The sequence below is a fragment of the Lysinibacillus sphaericus genome (assembly GCF_001629735.1).
Lineage (GTDB): Bacteria > Bacillota > Bacilli > Bacillales_A > Planococcaceae > Lysinibacillus > Lysinibacillus pinottii.
On the sequence record NZ_CP015224.1, the window covers coordinates 186,431 to 206,769 of the forward strand.

The 20,339-nt window shown below is 37.6% G+C and carries 21 protein-coding genes and 1 other annotated feature; of the genes, 20 read left to right on the forward strand and 1 reads right to left on the reverse strand.

Annotated elements, in window-relative coordinates; translation table 11 throughout:
• Nucleotides 1–2 precede the first annotated feature (2 nt).
• The 14 genes from A2J09_RS00860 (at nucleotide 3) to ileS (ending at nucleotide 13,124) form a co-directional block, all read left to right on the forward strand.
• A complete protein-coding gene (locus tag A2J09_RS00860) occupies nucleotides 3–722 on the forward strand; it encodes a DUF881 domain-containing protein (protein WP_031418921.1) in 720 nt (239 codons plus the stop codon).
• Between the two features lie 3 nt (nucleotides 723–725).
• Nucleotides 726–1,097, forward strand: a complete 372-nt coding sequence (locus A2J09_RS00865) for a small basic family protein (RefSeq protein ID WP_012293162.1) — start codon at nucleotides 726–728, stop codon at nucleotides 1,095–1,097.
• 95 nt (nucleotides 1,098–1,192) lie between these two features.
• Nucleotides 1,193–2,476: a cell division protein FtsA gene (ftsA, locus tag A2J09_RS00870; RefSeq protein ID WP_012293163.1), complete on the forward strand. Its 1,284-nt coding sequence runs from the start codon at nucleotides 1,193–1,195 to the stop codon at nucleotides 2,474–2,476.
• Nucleotides 2,477–2,529: 53 nt separating this feature from the next.
• Complete coding sequence (ftsZ, locus tag A2J09_RS00875) at nucleotides 2,530–3,687, forward strand: cell division protein FtsZ (protein ID WP_031418922.1); 1,158 nt, start codon at nucleotides 2,530–2,532, stop codon at nucleotides 3,685–3,687.
• 190 nt (nucleotides 3,688–3,877) lie between these two features.
• The gene (locus A2J09_RS00880) at nucleotides 3,878–4,711 is read left to right on the forward strand and encodes a sigma-E processing peptidase SpoIIGA (protein WP_031418923.1); all 834 of its coding nucleotides are present in this window, start codon (nucleotides 3,878–3,880) and stop codon (nucleotides 4,709–4,711) included.
• A 13-nt stretch (nucleotides 4,712–4,724) separates the two neighbouring features.
• Nucleotides 4,725–5,432: an RNA polymerase sporulation sigma factor SigE gene (gene sigE, locus A2J09_RS00885; protein ID WP_025113851.1), complete on the forward strand. Its 708-nt coding sequence runs from the start codon at nucleotides 4,725–4,727 to the stop codon at nucleotides 5,430–5,432.
• A gap of 114 nt (nucleotides 5,433–5,546) precedes the next feature.
• Nucleotides 5,547–6,320: an RNA polymerase sporulation sigma factor SigG gene (gene sigG / locus A2J09_RS00890; RefSeq protein ID WP_012293168.1), complete on the forward strand. Its 774-nt coding sequence runs from the start codon at nucleotides 5,547–5,549 to the stop codon at nucleotides 6,318–6,320.
• 140 nt (nucleotides 6,321–6,460) lie between these two features.
• The gene (locus tag A2J09_RS00895) at nucleotides 6,461–6,697 is read left to right on the forward strand and encodes a PRC-barrel domain-containing protein (RefSeq protein WP_031418925.1); all 237 of its coding nucleotides are present in this window, start codon (nucleotides 6,461–6,463) and stop codon (nucleotides 6,695–6,697) included.
• Between the two features lie 89 nt (nucleotides 6,698–6,786).
• Complete coding sequence (locus tag A2J09_RS00900) at nucleotides 6,787–7,491, forward strand: YggS family pyridoxal phosphate-dependent enzyme (protein WP_031418926.1); 705 nt, start codon at nucleotides 6,787–6,789, stop codon at nucleotides 7,489–7,491.
• Nucleotides 7,475–7,972, forward strand: a complete 498-nt coding sequence (locus tag A2J09_RS00905; protein ID WP_031418927.1) for a cell division protein SepF — start codon at nucleotides 7,475–7,477, stop codon at nucleotides 7,970–7,972. The genes A2J09_RS00900 and A2J09_RS00905 overlap by 17 nt, the downstream gene beginning before the upstream one ends.
• Before the next feature lie 20 nt (nucleotides 7,973–7,992).
• A complete protein-coding gene (locus A2J09_RS00910) occupies nucleotides 7,993–8,274 on the forward strand; it encodes a YggT family protein (RefSeq protein WP_025113856.1) in 282 nt (93 codons plus the stop codon).
• A gap of 232 nt (nucleotides 8,275–8,506) precedes the next feature.
• Entirely contained in the window at nucleotides 8,507–9,295 is a 789-nt protein-coding gene (locus A2J09_RS00915; protein WP_012293172.1) for a YlmH family RNA-binding protein, read from the forward strand.
• 95 nt (nucleotides 9,296–9,390) lie between these two features.
• Nucleotides 9,391–9,915 (forward strand): DivIVA domain-containing protein, encoded by a 525-nt coding sequence (locus A2J09_RS00920; RefSeq protein ID WP_012293173.1) that lies wholly within the window; start codon nucleotides 9,391–9,393, stop codon nucleotides 9,913–9,915.
• Between the two features lie 100 nt (nucleotides 9,916–10,015).
• Nucleotides 10,016–10,243: a binding site (T-box leader), on the forward strand.
• A gap of 112 nt (nucleotides 10,244–10,355) precedes the next feature.
• On the forward strand, nucleotides 10,356–13,124 hold the full coding sequence (gene ileS / locus A2J09_RS00925; RefSeq protein ID WP_012293174.1) for an isoleucine--tRNA ligase: 2,769 nt from the start codon (nucleotides 10,356–10,358) through the stop codon (nucleotides 13,122–13,124).
• A gap of 111 nt (nucleotides 13,125–13,235) precedes the next feature.
• Here ileS and A2J09_RS00930 read toward each other — a convergent pair whose 3' ends face one another.
• The gene (locus A2J09_RS00930; RefSeq protein ID WP_031418928.1) at nucleotides 13,236–14,441 is read right to left on the reverse strand and encodes an AraC family transcriptional regulator; all 1,206 of its coding nucleotides are present in this window, start codon (nucleotides 14,439–14,441) and stop codon (nucleotides 13,236–13,238) included.
• A 202-nt stretch (nucleotides 14,442–14,643) separates the two neighbouring features.
• Here A2J09_RS00930 and A2J09_RS00935 point away from each other — a divergent pair, with 202 nt between their 5' ends.
• From A2J09_RS00935 to A2J09_RS00960, 6 genes are all read left to right on the forward strand, one after another.
• Nucleotides 14,644–14,979 (forward strand): hypothetical protein, encoded by a 336-nt coding sequence (locus A2J09_RS00935; RefSeq protein ID WP_012293176.1) that lies wholly within the window; start codon nucleotides 14,644–14,646, stop codon nucleotides 14,977–14,979.
• 22 nt (nucleotides 14,980–15,001) lie between these two features.
• The gene (locus A2J09_RS00940) at nucleotides 15,002–16,570 is read left to right on the forward strand and encodes a sodium/solute symporter (protein WP_012293177.1); all 1,569 of its coding nucleotides are present in this window, start codon (nucleotides 15,002–15,004) and stop codon (nucleotides 16,568–16,570) included.
• A gap of 163 nt (nucleotides 16,571–16,733) precedes the next feature.
• Complete coding sequence (gene lspA / locus A2J09_RS00945; RefSeq protein WP_080695172.1) at nucleotides 16,734–17,213, forward strand: signal peptidase II; 480 nt, start codon at nucleotides 16,734–16,736, stop codon at nucleotides 17,211–17,213.
• Nucleotides 17,210–18,121: an RluA family pseudouridine synthase gene (locus A2J09_RS00950; protein ID WP_012293181.1), complete on the forward strand. Its 912-nt coding sequence runs from the start codon at nucleotides 17,210–17,212 to the stop codon at nucleotides 18,119–18,121. The genes lspA and A2J09_RS00950 overlap by 4 nt, the downstream gene beginning before the upstream one ends.
• A 241-nt stretch (nucleotides 18,122–18,362) precedes the next feature.
• Nucleotides 18,363–18,911 carry a bifunctional pyr operon transcriptional regulator/uracil phosphoribosyltransferase PyrR gene (gene pyrR / locus A2J09_RS00955; RefSeq protein WP_031418931.1) on the forward strand — a complete coding sequence of 183 codons (549 nt, stop codon included), beginning with the start codon at nucleotides 18,363–18,365 and terminating at the stop codon, nucleotides 18,909–18,911.
• A gap of 14 nt (nucleotides 18,912–18,925) precedes the next feature.
• Complete coding sequence (locus A2J09_RS00960) at nucleotides 18,926–20,236, forward strand: uracil-xanthine permease family protein (protein WP_012293183.1); 1,311 nt, start codon at nucleotides 18,926–18,928, stop codon at nucleotides 20,234–20,236.
• Nucleotides 20,237–20,339 lie beyond the last annotated feature (103 nt).

Here is a 20,339-nt window from a genome sequence, read left to right on the forward strand (position 1 = left end):
TTTTGCGAAGAAATATGTACACCCGAATAACGATCGTGCTATTTATTATCGGTTTGATGATAGCGGTACAATACAATACCATACAAAAACCAGCAGAGCGAGATACACGAGATATTTGGGCAATAAGAGAGGAATTAGCACAAGAAAAGCAAAGACATTCCGCATTACTGGCAGAAATTCGCTCACTTCATGAAGTAGTGGATCGCTATGAGCAATCTGAAAAAGTAAATCAGCAAGCCGCTTTACATGAAACATTGAATCGTTTAAAGCAACAGGCTGGACTAACAGAAGTGGTAGGGCCGGGTGTCAGACTTCGTATTGAACCCGCACCTGAATTAATAGAGATGGGTTATGAAATCAAAGAGATATCGCCTGATTTATTAACCCAATTATTAAATACGCTGTTTAAAAACGATGCAACAAGTGTTTCAATAGATGGCAATCGTGTTGTTCAAACAACAGCCATTCGGGACATAAATGGGAAGACAACGGTGAATAGTGTACCATTGTCGACACCTAAATTTGATATATATGTTGGGACAAGCGATTTTAAAGCAGCTCAAAAAATGTATAATTCGCTTCAAGCCTCAACGTTTATAGATTCATTTTATTTAGATAATTTTAATTTAGTGATTGAAGAGCCAATTGATCAATTACAAATTCCAGCATTTGATCAGCGATTGACAAATGATTACTTAGCAGAGGTAAAAAAAGGAGATTAATTTATGTGGCTACCATTTTTAGGTTTGATATTTGGACTTGCCCTTGGCTTGTTAACAAATATACAAATCCCCTCTATGTATGAAAATTATCTGTCAATAGCTGTTTTAGCAGCTTTAGATACATTATTTGGTGGTATCCGTGCTCAATTACAGCAAGTGTACGACGATAAAGTTTTTGTATCAGGATTCTTTTTTAATATAGTTCTCGCAGCAGGGTTAGCTTTTATAGGTGTGAATTTAGGGATAGATTTGTATTTAGCAGCTATTTTCGCTTTTGGGGTACGTTTGTTCCAAAATATAGCAATAATTAGGCGTATATTACTAACACGGTTGGGTGAGAAACGTCACAAGAAAGAAAAAACTTCCATAGATTAAGAGAAAAATTGACCAAAATACTCGATTTGCTTAGACATTATGCCAAATTTACAATAGAATGAAAATAAGAGCATTTTTCAAGGAGGTGCAGCGAATTGAATCAGCAAGATTTATACATTTCACTTGATATTGGATCCTCCTCTATCAAGGTATTAATAGGTGAAATGAGTGACGGACAATTACATGTAATTGGCGTCGGAAATGTAAAATCGAATGGGGTTCGAAAAGGAGCAATTGTTGATATAGATGCAACAGTTCAATCTATTCGAAAAGCAGTAGAACAAGCCGAACGAATGACAGGTTATCAAATTCACGAAGTCGTTCTAGGCGTTCCTGCTAACCAAACGATGTTACAGCTAGTTAAAGGTGTTGTCGCTGTAAATAGTGAAAACAGAGAAATTACAGATGATGATTTAGACAGAGTGGTAGAATCTGCACAAGTCATGTCAATACCTCCTGAACGTGAATTAGTTAACATCATTCCAAGACAGTTTATTGTGGACAACCTTGATGAAATTAAAGATCCTCGTGGTATGATTGGCATTCGTCTAGAAATGGATGCAACCATGATAACGACATCCAAAACGCTTTTACACAATGTACTTCGTTGTGTTGAGCGTGCCGGTTTAAGTATACGAGAAATATATTTGCAACCATTAGCATCAGGCTACTTTGCATTAACTGAAGATGAAAAAAACCAAGGAACTGCCTTTATCGATATAGGAGGCGGATCTACTACAATCGCAGTATTTGAAGAGGGATTGCTAACGCATACAGGTGTCATACCAGTTGGTGGTGATCATATAACGAAAGATATTTCTATCGTCTTAAAGACACCAACAGAACAAGCTGAAAATATCAAACACCAATTTGGACATGCCTTTTATGATGATGCATCTGACGATGAAATCTTTGAAGTACCAATTGTAGGAACAGATTCTACTGATCAATATAGTCAACGCTATATATCAGAAATTATTGGCGCACGCCTAGAAGAATTACTAGAATTAGTGATTGACGAGTTAGCACGTCTAGGTGTTAGAGATTTACCAGGTGGCGTTGTTATAACGGGTGGTGTTGCTAAACTTGAAGGTATCGCCCAGTTAGCGCGTCAAATTCTACAAACGCGTGTAAGAATTTATACACCCGATTATATTGGCGTTAGAGAGCCTTCATTTGCAACAGCGGTTGGACTTATTCGTTACGCCTATTTAGAAGATGATTTTTACGGTAAAAGTACGAATACGCAACCTGTTGAATATGCAGCTGTAGGAGCTCAAGCAGCTATGCCTAAAAAGCAAGAGTATTCTGCACCTTCAGAACCAAAAGAAAGCGTAATTGGGAAAGCAAAAAAATTATTTGATAAGTTTTTTGATTAACTAGAATGCGTAATGATTGATACAGAGTCGAGTTACCGTGGGAGGAAAAAGAGATGTTAGAATTTGATACAAATGTAGATGAACTTGCAGTAATAAAGGTCATAGGTGTTGGTGGCGGCGGTAACAACGCTGTCAATCGAATGATAGAACATGGTGTACAGGGTGTTGACTTTATCGCAGTTAACACTGATTCACAGGCATTAAATTTATCAAAGGCAGAAGTTAGGCTTCAAATTGGAGCGAAACTGACGCGTGGTTTAGGTGCAGGTGCAAATCCAGAAGTAGGGAAAAAGGCTGCTGAAGAGAGCCGCGAGCAATTAGAAGAGGTTCTACGTGGTGCAGACATGGTATTCGTCACTGCTGGTATGGGTGGAGGAACCGGTACGGGTGCAGCGCCAGTAATTGCACAAATTGCTCGTGAATTAGGAGCACTAACAGTAGGTGTTGTGACACGTCCATTTACGTTTGAAGGGCGTAAACGTCAAACACAAGCTATCGGCGGCATTGGTAGTATGAAAGAAGCTGTGGATACGCTAATTGTTATCCCGAACGACAAGCTATTACAAATTGTCGATAAATCAACACCAATGTTAGAAGCTTTCAGAGAAGCAGATAACGTACTTCGTCAAGGTGTTCAAGGTATTTCAGATTTAATTGCAACCCCTGGTCTTATTAACTTAGACTTTGCAGACGTGAAAACAATTATGTCAAACAAAGGCTCAGCATTAATGGGTATCGGTATTGCTACTGGTGAAAACCGTGCTTCAGAAGCAGCAAAGAAAGCCATTTCAAGTCCATTACTAGAATCATCTATCGATGGTGCTAAAGGTGTTCTTATGAATATTACAGGTGGCTCTAATCTTAGCTTATTTGAAGTACAAGAAGCGGCAGATATCGTAGCTTCTGCATCTGACGAAGAAGTAAATATGATTTTCGGTTCTGTTATTAATGAAAACCTTAAAGATGAAATCATTGTTACAGTTATCGCAACTGGTTTCTCAGAGGAAGCTTTACAGCAACAACGTAATACAACAAAACCATCGCTCAATATAAATAGACAATCTGCTCCACAACAACAAGCACCGATTCGTGAACAACGACAAGAAGTGCATGTTCAACAAGAGCAGCCACGCCAAAATCAGCAACATTATGCACAGGATGACATGCTTGAAGTCCCAGCATTTTTACGCAATCGCAAAAATCGCGGTTAATTGAAAAAACAACTTCTAAAAAGCTCGTATTTTACATATGTAAAATACGAGCTTTTTATTTTTGTTGTCGAGATGTTCATTTGTGTAAGGAAACCATGTATTTTGTCAAAACATTTTAAGGAAATGGTGCGATTGTTTGACAATATTTGTGGGAGTAACATGCTAACTTTGTAAGTAGGAGGCGGCTGTTATGTATGGAGAATGGCTGGTGCTCATTAATACGCTTTTCAATCTAGCAATACTCACGTTTACCGCAAGAGTAACAGGGGTTTTGGTCAAGAATTCAAGATTATTAATGAGTTCATTTTGTAGTAGTTTAGTAGCTGTAATTGGCGGTCAAATGCTGTGGTCAACGGTACTTAGTTTTATATTGCTCATAGGTATAGCTTTTCGCTTTAAGATTCGAAGCTTCCAAAAGCAAGGACCGATCGTTTTAACAGCAACGATCGTTATCGGCGGATTGCTAACAGCACTACAACCCTATTTAAAAAATCTTTCTGCCAACCATTTTATAATGATTTGTTTTGTACTAGCAGTTTTAAATCTTGTTGCATTTTATAAGCAATGGGGTTTTGTTAAACTAGAACGTTTAAGTGGACAATTTGTATTTGATACAACTTTAAAAATCTTTGGTTCGATAATACCACTTTCAGCTTTTGTGGACACAGGAAACCAAGCAATCGAGCCGCTTTCAGGGAAACCTGTTCATTTCGTCTCTTATACAGCTCTAAGCCCACATTTACCTGCCGATTTTTGCAAATCATTAGTAGAATGGCAAGAAACAGATCCGTACAATGTATCTATGTTTTCAGAAGATTATCAGCGTTATATTCGATTTATTCATATCAATACCGTACAACAACAAACCGTTGTTCTTGGTTTTCGCTTTGATGAGTGGTTGATAAAGGGGGAGCCTTCACAGGTGAAATCGAATGAATATATCGTTTTAACAAAAAAAGCAAAAAATTTTCCACATAGCACAGCAGCAATTTTACATTTTTCAGCGCTTTCAAATAACTCATAGAGGGGGAGAACTATTGCTTCTTAGGCTACTTGCTAGCTTGAAAAAATTTTGGAGTAAGTTTCGTAGTCGTGAAACGTACTATATAGGGGGAAATGATTCATTGCCAGTGCCACTAAGTCGAGAAGAAGAAGTTACAGTCATTGCATCCTTTATGAAAGGTGATTTACGAGCTAGAGACACACTAATTGAACGTAATTTACGTCTTGTTGTTTATATTGCTAGACGTTTTGACAATACGGGAACGCCAATCGAAGATTTAATCAGCATTGGTTCTATCGGATTAATAAAGGCAATTGAAACGTTCAATACAGATAAAAATATTAAGCTTGCAACATACGCATCTCGATGCATTGAAAATGAAATTTTAATGCATTTACGAAAAACAAGTCGTATGAAGGGTGAAGTATCATTAGACGAACCTTTAAACTCTGATGCAGATGGAAATGAATTATTACTGTCAGATATTTTAGGTACGGAAGAGCACATTATTCTTGATAATGTGGAGAAAAAAATTGAACGGCAGCATATGTTCCATGCCATAAATTTATTAGGTGCACGTGAACGATATATTATGGAATGCCGTTTTGGTCTCAATGGAAAAGTAGAAATGACGCAAAAAGAAGTAGCAGATCATTTAGGGATATCACAATCATATATTTCCCGTTTAGAAAAGAAAATTATTCAAGATTTACGTGAAAATTTAAATCAGCCAATTTCTTAGAAAGGGAAAATTATCCTACCTAAAATTGGTCATAGCTTTTGTGCATATTCTTGTTTCTCTCGGACAAACTGATGTCACGGTTTAGTCAGAGAATAACATCCGGAGGAATCGAATATGCGAACAAAAGTAGATCTTTGCGGCTTAGATACATCGACTTTGCCAATTTTAAAGCACGAAGAAATGAAGGAGCTCTTCATTCGTTTACAAGCCGGTGAAACTGAAATCAGAGAAGAGCTTGTCATGTGCAATTTAAGGTTAGTGCTAAGTATTGTTGGTAGATTTGCCTATAGAGGTGAACAGGCAGATGATTTATTTCAAGTAGGCTGTATTGGCCTCATGAAAGCCATTGATCATTTTGATTTAAAGCATAATGTAAGATTTTCAACATATGCTGTCCCAATGATCATTGGTGAAATTCGTCGCCATCTGCGTGATCATCATGCATTACGAGTATCTCGTTCTTTAAGGGATATTGCCTATAAGGCAATGCAGGCAAAAGAACAGTGGATAACCGAAAATTTGCGCGAACCAACGATTGAAGAAATTGCTGACATGATTGACATGAAAAAAGAAGATGTTTTATTTGCTTTAGATGCTATTCAAGACCCAATGTCATTACAAGAGCCCATTTATTCAGATGGTGGGGACGCTGTTTATATGATGGACCAATTACGTGATGATGATGTATCAGAAGATCAATGGGTTGCCTACGTGTCGGTAAAGGAAAGCTTGCAGAAACTAGATGAACGTCAGCAAATGATCGTGGCAAAACGATTTTATTATGGAGAGACACAAACTGAAATCGCTAAGGAATTAGGGATTTCACAAGCACAAATTTCACGTCTTGAAAAGAATGCAATTGAAACAATGCAAAAAGATTACAAATAAAAAATGCGCATCGAATTATTCGGTGCGCATTTTATCTTCATTCAATGAACAGTTGATACATAAATATAAAGAGACAGCAAAGTTTGGTGATAGAGAAAAATAATTTAGGTGAAAGAGTACTGGATAGAGGAGGTTATTTATTGCGGTTCTCAATGTTACAGCAAAAGGAAGTAATTGAAGCAGGAAATGGACGATTTATAGGATTTGTGGTAGATGCTGAAGTATCGAAAGAAACGGGCTATGTAACAGCATTTTTAATTGCTGAGCCCCGAAAATATCTTGGTTTTTTTAAAGGAGAAGAATCTGTAAGAAAAGTGTATATGAAAGATGTGCTTGTTGTTGGCAAGGATGTCATTCTAGTCAAGGCACTTTCCTAAATAGCTGACATAGGTCAGGCTATTCATTGATAAATCAAGCATTGCTTGTTACAATAAGAGAAACTAATGTTGTAAAGTTGGGAAAAACAGTGACAAAAATCTTAGCAAATTTAAACAAATTAAATGATTTAATAGCAGCAGCAGAAACAAGAGTCAATCGCGAAGCCAATAATGTCCAAATAATAGCTGTGACGAAAGAGGTTTCTGTAGAAAGAACGCAAGAAGCTATCGAAGCTGGATTGACTCATTTAGGAGAAAACCGACCGGAAGGCTTAAATCGTAAAATATCTGCGATTCAAGCTGATGTCAATTGGCATTATATAGGGTCCCTACAAACACGTAAAGTAAAACAAGTGATTAACAGCATTGATTTTTTACATTCATTAGATCGTTTGAGTTTGGCAGAAGAAATTGAAAAAAGAGCAGTAAAGCCCGTTAAATGTTTTATCCAAGTAAACGTTTCTGGGGAAGAATCAAAACATGGTTTAAGCATGGAAGAAGTATTACCTTTTGTAGAATCATTGAGAAGCTTTACAAAAGTCCAAGTTGTCGGTTTAATGACCATGGCACCAAACACAGAAGACGAAGCACTTATTCGTTCTGTATTTAAGCAATTAAAACAATGTCAACAGCAAATAGCCGAGCAAGGATTCGCACACGCACCTTGTACCGAGTTATCAATGGGCATGTCTAATGACTTTGAAATTGCGGTAGAGGAAGGGGCTACTTTTGTTCGAGTCGGAACGGCTCTTGTTGGAAATGAAAGAGGGGAACAGGATGAGCATGAAAAATAAAATTAAAAACTTCTTTTACCTTGAAGAAGAACTAGAAGAAGAAATCACGCAAGCTCCTATTCAGCAGCAACAACCCGTACAACAACAGCAACCGATTCATTCAGTAAAGCCTAAAAAAACAATTAAAGAACGTAAGGCATCGATCCATGAAATTGTGCCGCAAAGTACAGCTACTCCTAATAATATTGTTAGCTTGCAAGCTGCGATGAGTTCCAAGGGAGCAAAAGTTGTCTTAATAGAGCCTAGAGTCTATGCAGAAGCACAAGATATCGCGGAACATTTAAAAAATAAACGTGCAGCTATCGTCAATTTACAACGTATTGAACGAGAGCAAGGTAAACGCATTATTGATTTTTTAAGTGGCACAGTCTATGCCCTTGCAGGGGATATTCAACGTATCGGGAAAGATATTTTCCTTTGCACTCCAGATAATGTAGAAGTAACTGGTGAAATTACAAACTTTATTTTAGACGATAATTAATAGCGAGGATTGTAGTTTATATGACTTTTTTTATAATACTTGGTTATGTATCTTTAGCATTTAGGATTTATTCGTTTATGCTAATTGCATATATCTTAATGTCTTGGGTGCCTGCCGCTCAAAATTCAGCCATTGGACGAATGCTTGAAAAAGTGTGTGAGCCTTATTTGGGGATATTCCGAAAGTTTATCCCTCCGCTTGGTATGATTGATATTTCACCAATTGTGGCGATCTTTATGCTGAATTTTATTGAAAGAGGACTTGTTATAGTCATTCAGAAAATATTTCTTATGTTCGTATAGATATAAAATCCTCACGTTTTAGTGGGGGTTTTTTATTTATATGGAGTATAGAAAAAACGTAACAAAGAAATGTTGCCCTAAAGCTTTAAGCAGATGTCACAAATTTTAAAGGGTCCATTTCGAGTGAATTAGAAAAAATTTGATGCAATGATGTCAAAGTACCAATGATTGGGAATACTATGTTTATCTAATTATTGAAGCAAATAGGGACGATGAAAGAGGAGACAACAAGATGGAGCACTTGATTCAGCATTTTCGGAAAGATGAGCAACCTTTTATTGAACAGGTAATAAGCTGGCAGCGGGAGGTAGAGGATCGCTATGCACCTAAGCTGACTGATTTTCTTGATCCAAGACAGCGCTTTATAGTGACATCTATTATTGGACAGGATGACTCAATGAATACATTATGTGCAGGGCTATTTAATGAAGCAGAGAGACAACGTATGCTCATTTATCCAGCCTACTATGAGCCTACAGAGAAGGACTTTCAACTGACAGCTTTTACACTTCAGTATCCCGTTAAATTTGTACAATTACGCCATCCAGATGTTTTAGGAGCCTTATTATCATTAGGGTTAAATCGTAGTAAGTTCGGTGATATTCGCGTTAATGACCATCAGATTCAATTTGTCGTTGCACAGGAAGTGGCTGAATATGTGCGTCTACATTTAACTGGCATTGGTAAAGTAAAGGTACATGTTGAATCTCTTAAAGAACAGGAGCCTCTCCTTATCAATGAAGAGGAATGGTTAGAGGAATCTTACACAGTTACCTCCATGCGACTAGACGTTATTATTGCAACAGTTTTGAAAGTGTCTCGTCAAAAGGCACAAGCTTTAATTACAGGTAAAAAAGTGCGTGTAAATTGGACAGAGCGTGATGCCGTTGCTTTTGAATTACAAGAAGGGGATATTCTATCGATAAGAGGAAGCGGTCGTATGAAAATAATTATGACAGAAGGCCGTACAAAAAAAGATAAAATCCGTCTACAAGTCGGTCGATTGGCCCAAAAAAGCTAAAAGAAAAGTAAATTTCATTAATTTATACTGCTAAGTTGTCGGAAGAATTGTATAATAGGAAATACGAATGTACACGAAAAGGAGAGAAGGATTGTATGCCATTATCACCTATTGATATACATAATAAGGAGTTTACAAAAGCTTTCAGAGGCTATGCTGAAGATGAAGTAAATGAATTTTTAGATCAAATCATTAAAGATTATGAAATTTTGTTGCGTGAAAAAAAAGAGGTTGATAAGCAACTAGAAATGGCCTTAGAACAAGCGAGGCATTTTAGCACTTTAGAAGAGACCTTACAGAAGTCTATTGTTGTTGCGCAAGAAGCAGCAGATGAAGTGCGAAGAAATTCTCAAAAAGAGGCAAAGCTTATTGTCAAAGAGGCAGAGAAAAATGCTGATCGAATCGTTAATGATGCTTTAACGAAAGCGCGTAAGGTAACGATTGAAATTGATGAGCTTAAAAAACAGTCAAAAGTTTTCCGTAATCGTTTCAAGATGCTAGTCGAAGCTCAGCTCGATTTATTAAATGCGGATGATTGGGATCATTTACTTCAGTATGATATCGATTTAACAGAGATTCAAGCATCTGTAGATGAAGCGCAAGAATCAGAAGATATGTAGCTTTACTTTTCATTGAGATGATCAAATTTAAATGAAACTTGACGCGATTGTTTGAATTTCATATACTTTGTAATAGTAATTATTTTGTACAGACATATGCATAGAAGCAGAGACGAAGACAGTATTTGTTAGGCGTGGTGAAGCGATTTGGGGATAGTGGAAGCCCAAACAAGCAACTAACAATGAATATCACTTCCGAGCTAAATAACTGAAAAAAGTAAGTTATTTCGTGGTGCACGACGTTAATGTGCTTGAAAGAGGTAGTGCAGCCTAATGGATTGTGCTACAAGTAGGGTGGTACCGCGAGTAGAAGCTTCTCGTCCCTTAGTGGGATGAGGGCTTTTTTTATTTGTCCGCGAATCGTTTCAGATAAGTAAGCCTATAACTGTCGTAAGAGAATAGTGTCGATATGCTTTATGTAAATTAAAGGAGGATTTTTTATGGTTGAATACAAAGATACGTTATTAATGCCAAAAACGGATTTCCCAATGCGTGGAAATTTACCAGCAAATGAGCCGAAAATGCAAGAAAAATGGAATGAAATGGATATTAATAAATTGCAGATGGAGCGTACAGAAGGACGTCCTGAATATGTACTTCATGATGGCCCTCCGTATGCAAATGGTGATATTCATATTGGGCATGCATTGAATAAAGTATTAAAGGATATGATTACCCGTCATCGTTCAATGACTGGCTACCATGTTAATTATATTCCTGGTTGGGATACGCATGGTCTACCTATTGAACAAGCATTGACAAATAAAGGTGTTAAACGTAAAGAAATGTCAGTAGCAGCTTTCCGTCAACTTTGTGAAGAATATGCATATGAGCAAATTGACAATCAACGAAATCAATTCCGTCGTTTAGGTATCCGTGGTAATTGGGAAAACCCTTATATTACATTGAAACCTGAGTTTGAAGCTCGCCAAATTGAAGTATTCGGAAAGATGGCGGAAAAAGGGTATATCTATAAAGGCTTAAAACCAGTATATTGGTCTCCGTCTTCTGAATCTGCTCTTGCTGAAGCAGAAATTGAATATAAAGATATTAAATCGCCTTCTATTTATGTAAGCTTTGCTATTAAAGATGCAAAAGGTGTTGTACCAGCAGATGCTAAATTTGTTATTTGGACAACAACTCCTTGGACATTACCAGCAAACTTAGGGATTTCTTTAAATCCTGAGTTTATGTATGTTGTCGTTGCAGTAGCTAATAAAAAATTCATCATTGCAAAAGATTTATTAGAAACTGTGGCAACTGCACTTGAATGGGAAGCGTATGAGGTTATTCAAGAAGTGAAGGGTGAAGTATTAGATCGTATTGTCGCTCAACATCCTTTCTATGATCGTGATTCACTTGTAATGGTAGGCGAGCATGTTACTGCTGACGCAGGTACTGGCTGTGTTCACACAGCTCCTGGACACGGGGAAGACGATTATCATATTAGTAAGCAATATGGTTTAGACATTCTGAGCCCGCTTGATAATAGTGGCTGCTATACGGATGAAGCACCTGGGTTTGAGGGCGTCTTTTATAATGATGCCAATAAACTAGTAACAGAAAAGCTAAAAGAAGTAGATGCATTAGAAAGTCTTGGGTTTATTTCACACTCATACCCACATGATTGGCGTACAAAAAAACCAGTTATTTATCGTGCCACACCGCAATGGTTTGCGTCTGTTGAAGCGTTCCGCGGGGAGCTCTTAGAGGCTGTTAAAGCAACTGCATTTACACCAGCTTGGGGAGAAACACGTCTTTACAATATGATTCGTGACCGAGGAGATTGGGTAATTTCTCGTCAACGTGCTTGGGGTGTACCAATTCCAATTTTCTACGCTGAAAATGGGGAGCCAATTATTACACCTGAAACAATTAGCCATATTTCAGCACTATTCCGTGAGCATGGCTCAAATATTTGGTTCAAAAAAACAGCAAAAGAATTATTACCGGAAGGCTTTACACATCCAGGTAGTCCGAACGGTGAATTTACAAAAGAAAATGATATTATGGACGTATGGTTCGACTCAGGTTCTTCACACCAAGGTGTACTTGTAGAACGTGGCATGAAGTACCCTGCTGATTTATATTTAGAAGGCTCAGACCAACACCGTGGATGGTTTAACTCTTCTCTTATTACATCAGTAGCTATTAACGGTTTTGCACCATATAAAGGACTTTTAACACATGGTTTCGTTCTTGATGGAGAAGGTCGTAAAATGAGTAAATCCTTAGGGAATGTCATCATTCCGCAAAAAGTAATGGATCAATATGGAGCAGATATTCTTCGTCTATGGGTTGCTTCTGTAGACTATACTGCTGACGTGCGAATTTCTATGGATATGTTGAAGCAAGTATCAGAAGTATATCGTAAAATTCGTAACACTTTCCGTTTCCTACATGGCAATATTGCTGATTTCGATCCAACAAAAGACCGTGTAGCCTATGCAGAGCTTCGTGAAATGGATCAATATGTATATATGCGTTTACAGGATGTTTTAAAAACTGTTCGTACTGCATATGATCGTTATGATTTCGCTGCTGTATATCATGTTGTGAATAATTTTGTAGCAGTGGAACTATCTTCATTCTATTTAGATATTGCAAAAGATGTTGTTTACATTGAAGGTTCTGACAATAAAGATCGACGTGCTATGCAAACAGTTATTTATGATACGTTGATGACTTTAGTTAAAATTATGACACCAATTATCCCTCATACTACAGATGAAATGTGGTCATACTTACATGCTCAAGGTACTGTAGAGGAAGCTTCTGTTCAATTAACGGATTTCCCAGAGGAAGATGTACAAGCGAATTTTGAAAATCTTCGTGCAAAATGGGAAAAAATCATTGATGTACGTGATGATATTTTAAAAGCATTAGAAGAGGCTCGTAATGCTAAAACGATTGGTAAATCTCTTGAAGCAAAAGTAACAGTATATGCAAAAGAAGATGTTGTGGCATTATTGAACGATGCGAACATTGACTTTGCACAACTATCTATCGTTTCTGCTTTTGAGGTAGCTACAATCGAAGAAGTACCAGCAGATGCTTTGGTACTTGAACATGTATCCATTGTTGTTGAGAAGGCTACAGGTGAGAAGTGCGAACGTTGCTGGTCTATTTCAGAAACAGTTGGTGCGAATGCGGCACATCCTACAGTATGTGCTCGCTGTGCAGAAGTAGTAGAAAAATATTACGCATAAGTGGAATCAGTGAATAATAAGAATCTGCATTCTATGTAGCTTATAAGCAAGTCTCCTTTAGGGGGCTTGCTTTTTTCATGTGGTTTTTGCAGATTCTTGAAAAACTACATCCTACTTAAACAAAATTTCCTTCGTATTGCGGTAGTCTGTTGGCGATATTCCAACATATTTTTTAAAGGTTAGACTGTAATAATTCGGTGTATTAAACCCACAGGTGGAGGAAATTTTTTCGACCGTATAATCAAACTTTCGTAAAAAGGGTAAAGTCTTGATAATACGTGTAAAGGCAACATAGTCAACAAAATTACGACCCGTTTCTTTTTTAAATAGCCTGCTAAAATGTGTTGGGCTAAAGCTTATATATTTCGCAACTTCACTTATAGAAAGCTGTTCGTCAAAATGCTCTTCTATAAATTGAATAGCTTTTTGAAGCTGTGGATGCTTCGTTAAATCTTCATAATATCTTATATGAATGTTATCAATAGGCGGTTTTCTACGAGCTTTTCGTGCCTGACTATAGGATTCCTTCACTTGCATAGCATCCTGAAATACACCTCCAACCCCCATAAAAAGATGGATACAATGGTCCTTTTTTAGTGTCTCGATGACCTCTAATAAACATGCTTTGCCCTCTGGCCAATGTTTGAATGAGTTATAGTCATTAGGAATTCGCAAAAGAAGAAGCAAATAGCGTTCAAAATGTAAAAAGGACAACGGCGCTTTATCTGCAAATTTCTGTTGAATAACAGTTGTAATGAGGCTACTTGCATCTTGTGGATGAGCTTTTTTTTCATTGACATCGATATAGCCCTGTATTAAGAACACCATATTAGGGATACAGTTAGGCGATAAAAAGGATGCAGATTGAATGATTTCCTGTTCATTATCAATCTCACCGCGTATAAGACGTTTTAAAAATGCTTCTCGAAATGGAGAAGTTTGGTTATGGGATATTTGTTGTGTCAGTTCAAGCATGGTAAGTGTACTAGCCTTTTCTTCCAGATAGGCAGTGTGTAACTTTTTTACAATACGTAAAAATTTTGATTTTTGTAATGGTTTAATGAGAAGTGCAGGTAAAACTAATTCAATTGCTATACCAGTCGAGTAGGTGAGGTGTTCTGTAACAATTGGGACAATTATACTATTAGGATAATTTCTTTTTAGTCGCTTAATCTTAACCCAATCAAATAACCGATTGACTTCATAGACAATAATGGTGTCATCTTCTGGTTTAGGCTCTTTACACTCCATTAAAGCGTTTGGTAAAACTTCTTCTAACCAATCTCTCATTTGTTGCTTATCCAATGAGCTTTCCATAAACCATACCACCTTTAAAATGCTACCAGCCTCCTAAGAATAAAATTGATAGAAATATTTTAACTTAAAATAGCATTTTTTTGTACTAATACAGCAATATTTTATATCTATATTGAAGTTGAAATAGAATAGAATAATTGTAGTGAATAATAATTTGAAATTTTAGATAATTATTTACTGAAATAAAAAGGGGGAGTTGGCTATGGCAGAAGTCGGGAGTCATGATTACGAATATGTGGAGGCAGGCACCATTGATGTAAAGGATCTTCCACCTCTAGATGCGGCGACAAATAAAATTATGAAAGATGAATTTACAACAGGTTTAGGCTTATCGGTATTTTATTTTATATTGATTTTTAGTATCCCAGTTATGAATTGGTTTGCGCCGGAATTTGCCTTTAAGAAAATGTGGGGTGGAATGACGGTAACCTGGTTTGTGACAACAGTTGTGATGATGGCAATGGCATTTATTATCGCTTATGTGCATACTTCCATGTACGAAAAGCGCCTAAAAAAATATGATCTAGCCAATAAGTAGTTGAAATAAGGGGGATAAGTGAATGATAGAAGCTCTTTTAGAACCAAAGATGTTAATGACCATTGCATTAATGGGAACGATTGTATACATTACGTATTTAACAAAAAGAAATGCAACAGCATCGGATTTCTTTGTAGGAGGAAGAAGCTTTGGGTGGTTTACAAATGGTTCTGCAATTGGCGGGGATTATTTAAGTGCAGCCACATTCCTTGGGATTGCAGGCTTAACATTTCAACTAGGATATGATGGGGCTTATTACGCTTTTTGTTTCTCCATTGGTTTAACCTTATTAGCTATTTTCGTAGCGGGTCCTTTGAGACGATTTGGTGCATTTACGGTAGCAGATTTTTTGGGGTATCGTTTTCATAGTAAACGTGCACGACTAGTAGCAGTCGCGGTAGTATTAGCCATTTCAGGCTTTTATGCGGCTCCGCAACTATTAGGTGCTGCTCAAATTTTAAGTATGTTTTTTGGCACTTCCTATGAATTTGGCATTATCTTTACATGTGTAGTCATGATTTTTTATGTAGGTATTGGTGGAATGAAAGGAACAACCATTAACCAAGCCTTGGAGCTATGGATTCGTCTTGGTGCATTTATTGTCATGTTAGTAGCAGCGGTATATAGTGGTTTGCATTACGATAAAATTCTTGCAGCTATTAATTCCTTTAGCGGTCCTATTTCAGGCACATCCCCATATGCTTTAGATGGGAATGAAGTTAATTTTGATGGTGCTGCTTGGACAGGGACAGGCTTTTATTTCCCAACATTTTGGCAAACGATTAGCATGACGATTGGTTTAGCTTTAGGAACCATTGGACTCCCTCATATTTTATTGCGCTTTTATACGAATCCAAGTGCAAAAGCAGCACGAAAATCTGCCCTGATGGCTATAGGAATTGCTAGTACATTCTTTTTTTTAGCCGTTTATTTAGGAGTTGTTGGTCGTTCCATTTTCATTTCGGGAACAGCTAGTGAGGAGGTTATGCGTGATCTTGTACTTGGCGGAAACAATATGGTGATACCAACTACAGCGTTAGCTCTAGGTGGTAAATGGTTGCTGGGCTTAGTTATTGCGGGGGCATTTGCAGCTATTTTCTCTAATCTTTCAGGTCTTTTTATTACAAGCTCTGGGGCACTCGCTCATGATTTATATGCGAACATTATGAAAAAAGACATTACGCAAAAACAGCGTGTCATTGCTGGAAAAGTAGCTATCGTACTATTAGGTATTTTATATGGGGCACTTGGGCTCCTTGTTAAGGATGCATCTATCGGTCATTTAGTGGCGCTCGCCTTTACAGTAGCAGCAAGTACATTTACGCCAATATTTATTTTAGGGATTTGGTGGAGAGGCATGACAGAGAAAGGAGCCATTGCAGGATTACTTATTGGACTTGGCGTATCTATGTGGATGATTTTTTTACCAGGAACTTTACCGAGTTTCTTACAGTTTAAAATTCCAGGAATTGTAACGGTTCCTGTAGGCTTCTTATCCGTTATTATTGTGTCACTATTAGATCGAAAGGTACCTGCTGATGTCAATGAATTTATGAAGCGAGTCCATTCAAAAGAATCTGAAACAGTATAAGACAATAAATTTGGCTATTTCTATTGCTCGAAAAGTGATAGAGATAGCTTTTTTGTATTTTCAAGACATTTGGAATCGCCATATTTTTGATGTGATATTAGTTATTGTGAATGGTGCTGATATGGTAGAATAGGTTAGATGTTGAGCGAACGGAGGAATGTTTGTGTATAAATATTATGGATTGGCTGCCTTTGTCGTATTATTGGATCAATGGACAAAGTGGTTGATTGTGAAAAATATGGAGTATGGTGAACGTATTGCTGTAGTAGATCCATGGTTTGGCATTTTATCACATCGTAATAGAGGTGCAGCATGGGGGATGCTAGAAGGGCAAATGTGGCTGTTTAGCATCGTGACAATTGCCGTTATCTGTGCCATTGTCTATTTTTATCATAAAGAAGCGAAAGGGAAGCCAATTTTTCAAGTGGGCTTAATGCTATTACTTGGTGGAGCAATAGGGAACTTTATCGATCGTTTATTTAGAGGAGAAGTGGTTGATTTTGTAGATGTTTTAATTCCGATTATTCAGTATGATTTCCCAATTTTTAATGTGGCAGATGCTGCGTTGACCATTGCTGTTGTTATACTAATGATTGGCTTGATTAGGGAAGATAAAAAAGAGAAGAAACAGGTGAAACAATGACGGAAGTAACATATACAATCGAAGAACAACAGCAAGGAGAGCGCATTGATAAAGCACTTTCAAGCTTACAATCTGAATGGTCGCGCACACAGATTGGGAACTGGATTAGTGACGGAAATATCAAGGTAAATGGCGATGCTGTGAAAGCAAAATATAAGGTAAAAGCGGGGGACGTTATTGCTATTGATGTACCAGAAGCTGAACCACTTGATGTAATCGCAGAAAACCTAGCACTTGATATTGTTTATGAGGATGCTGATGTTCTTGTTGTGAATAAACCAAAGGGTATGGTCGTTCATCCAGCACCAGGGCATATGACAGGCACGCTAGTAAATGGGTTGATGTATCAATGTAAAGATTTATCGGGTATCAACGGGATTATGCGTCCAGGTATAGTCCATCGTATCGATAAAGATACATCAGGCTTATTAATGGTTGCCAAAAACGATGTAGCCCATGAATCGTTAGTGGATCAGTTAGTCAATAAAACTGTTACTCGTAAATATATTGCTCTTGTACATGGGCATATTGCACATGATAAAGGGACTATTGATGCGCCAATCGGTCGTGATCAGAAAGACCGTCAGAAGCAGGCTATTGTCGATAATGGTAAACATGCTGTTACGCATTTTCATGTGGTAGAGCGCTTTGGTGATTATACGCTTGTAGAATGTCGTCTAGAAACAGGACGAACACATCAAATTCGCGTGCATATGAATTATATCGGTTTCCCGCTTGTTGGGGATCCAAAGTATGGACCGAAAAAGACAATTGATTTTGGTGGACAAGTTCTTCATGCAGCAACGCTAGGCTTCAATCATCCTTCTTCAGGTGAATACTTAGAGTTTGAAACGCCACTTCCTGCTGATTATGAGCAATTATTAAATGAATTACGAAATAGGCATTGACGTATACGCAAAGAAAGTCTATACTAACGACAGTGAATGAACAAACTAATTAAATATTCACCTTTAATAGCAGTCCAGAGAGGCTGAGAAGGGACATGTGATAGTGTTGCAAAAAATTTGTGCTGCAAATTTTTTTCGACATGCTTTTTAAACACGTATACAACCCTCTCAGGCTATTCGCCTCGAGAGGTTTTTTTATGGACACATGCTCACAATAGATTGTAGAGAGGGGGAAACGAATTTGGCTCAAAATGAATTGTTAGATGGCCCATCAATGGCACGAGCATTAACACGTATTGCTCATGAAATTATTGAACGCAACAAAGGAATCGATGAATGTATTTTAGTTGGCATTAAAACACGAGGTGCTTTTCTAGCCAAACGCTTAGCACAACGAATTGAAAAAATCGAAGGTAAACCAATTCGTACTGGGGAGCTTGATATTACACTTTACCGAGATGATTTAACAACGAAACATGAAAATGAACAAGCACATGTTGAGCAAGTTGACATTGAGCATGAAGTGAAAAATCAAAAGATTATTTTAGTCGATGATGTTCTCTATACAGGACGAACAGTTCGTGCAGCACTAGACGCTATCATGGATTTAGGAAGACCTGCTCAAATTCAATTAGCTGTTCTAGTTGATAGAGGACATCGAGAGTTACCAATCAGAGCAGATTACGTGGGGAAAAATGTTCCGACTTCTGGCTCTGAGCGCATCATTGTCAATTTACAAGATGTAGATGGAGAAGATGGCGTTATTATTTATAAAGAAGACGAACAATAAAGTGAGGAAACAAAATGTCAAATGCAGTATTAGATATTAAGGATAAGCCAACCCCACTTCAGCTAGTGACATTAAGCTTCCAGCATATGTTTGCCATGTTTGGGTCAACAATCTTAGTGCCACAGTTAGTAGGTCTTAGCCCTGCAATTGCCCTTTTAACAAGTGGGATTGCAACAATATTCTTCCTATTAATTACAAAATTTCAGGTACCCGCTTACTTAGGCTCCTCCTTTGCCTTTATTGCTCCAATATTACTGGCGGCAGGTGGTTTGAATGAGGATGGTTCCAGTGTAAACCCTGGAAATGCCATGATTGGCGCAATGGCTGTCGGAATCACGTACGGAATCGTATCTTTAATCATTTGGAAAAGTGGTTATAAGTGGATAATGAAAATTTTGCCACCGATTGTAGTAGGACCAGTAATTATGGTTATTGGACTTGGACTATCGGGTACGGCCGTGAATATGGCGATGAATGTTAACGGGGAATATAGCTTTTTACATTTCTCTGCCGCTTTAGTCACAGTCTTTACAGCAATTATCTTCACGATTTTCTTTAAAGGAATTTTAAGTACAATGCCAATTTTGATGGGCTTAATCGTAGGTTATATTTACTCCATGATTGTCGACATTGTAGATTATACACCGATTGCCAGCGCAAAATTCTTTGCTATGCCGGACTTCTTGCTACCAGGTGTACATTATGAATTTGAAATCACAACAAAAATTCTACTTGTCATGGTACCGATTGTGATCGTAACGATTTCTGAACATATTGGTCATCAGCTTGTATTAGGGAAAGTAGTTAACCGTGATTACATTAAAGAACCTGGTTTACACCGTTCCCTACTAGGTGATGGACTTGGCACATTCGTAAGTGCATTAATCGGTGGTCCACCTAAAACAACTTACGGTGAGAATATTGGTGTTCTAGCAATTACTCGTGTTTATAGTGTGTACGTTATAGCAGGTGCTGCAATAGTAGCCATATTACTATCATTCTTCGGGAAAGCAATGGCAGTGATTGCAACTATTCCAACCGCAGTATTAGGTGGAGTGTCCATCTTGCTCTTCGGTATTATCGCAGCTAGTGGTTTACGTATGCTTGTAGATAATCATATTGATTTTGGAAATAGTCGTAATCTAGTGATTGCTTCAGTGATTTTAGTCATCGGGATCGGCGGTGCAAAGTTCGTCATTTCAGAATCATTGAGTATTGAAGGAATGGCACTAGCTGCCATCATCGGTGTCCTATTGAATGCCATATTACCAGGTAAGAAGGAAGCCGAAAAACCCGTACCATACAATCAAAATAAAAATTCATAGTAGTACCTTTTAATGAATTGTCCAGAGAGGCAAAAAAAGGGAAGTTGTGGATAGGCTAAAGTAAGGATGATTCCCTGCTGTAGTTTGTCACGCCTCCTTATGC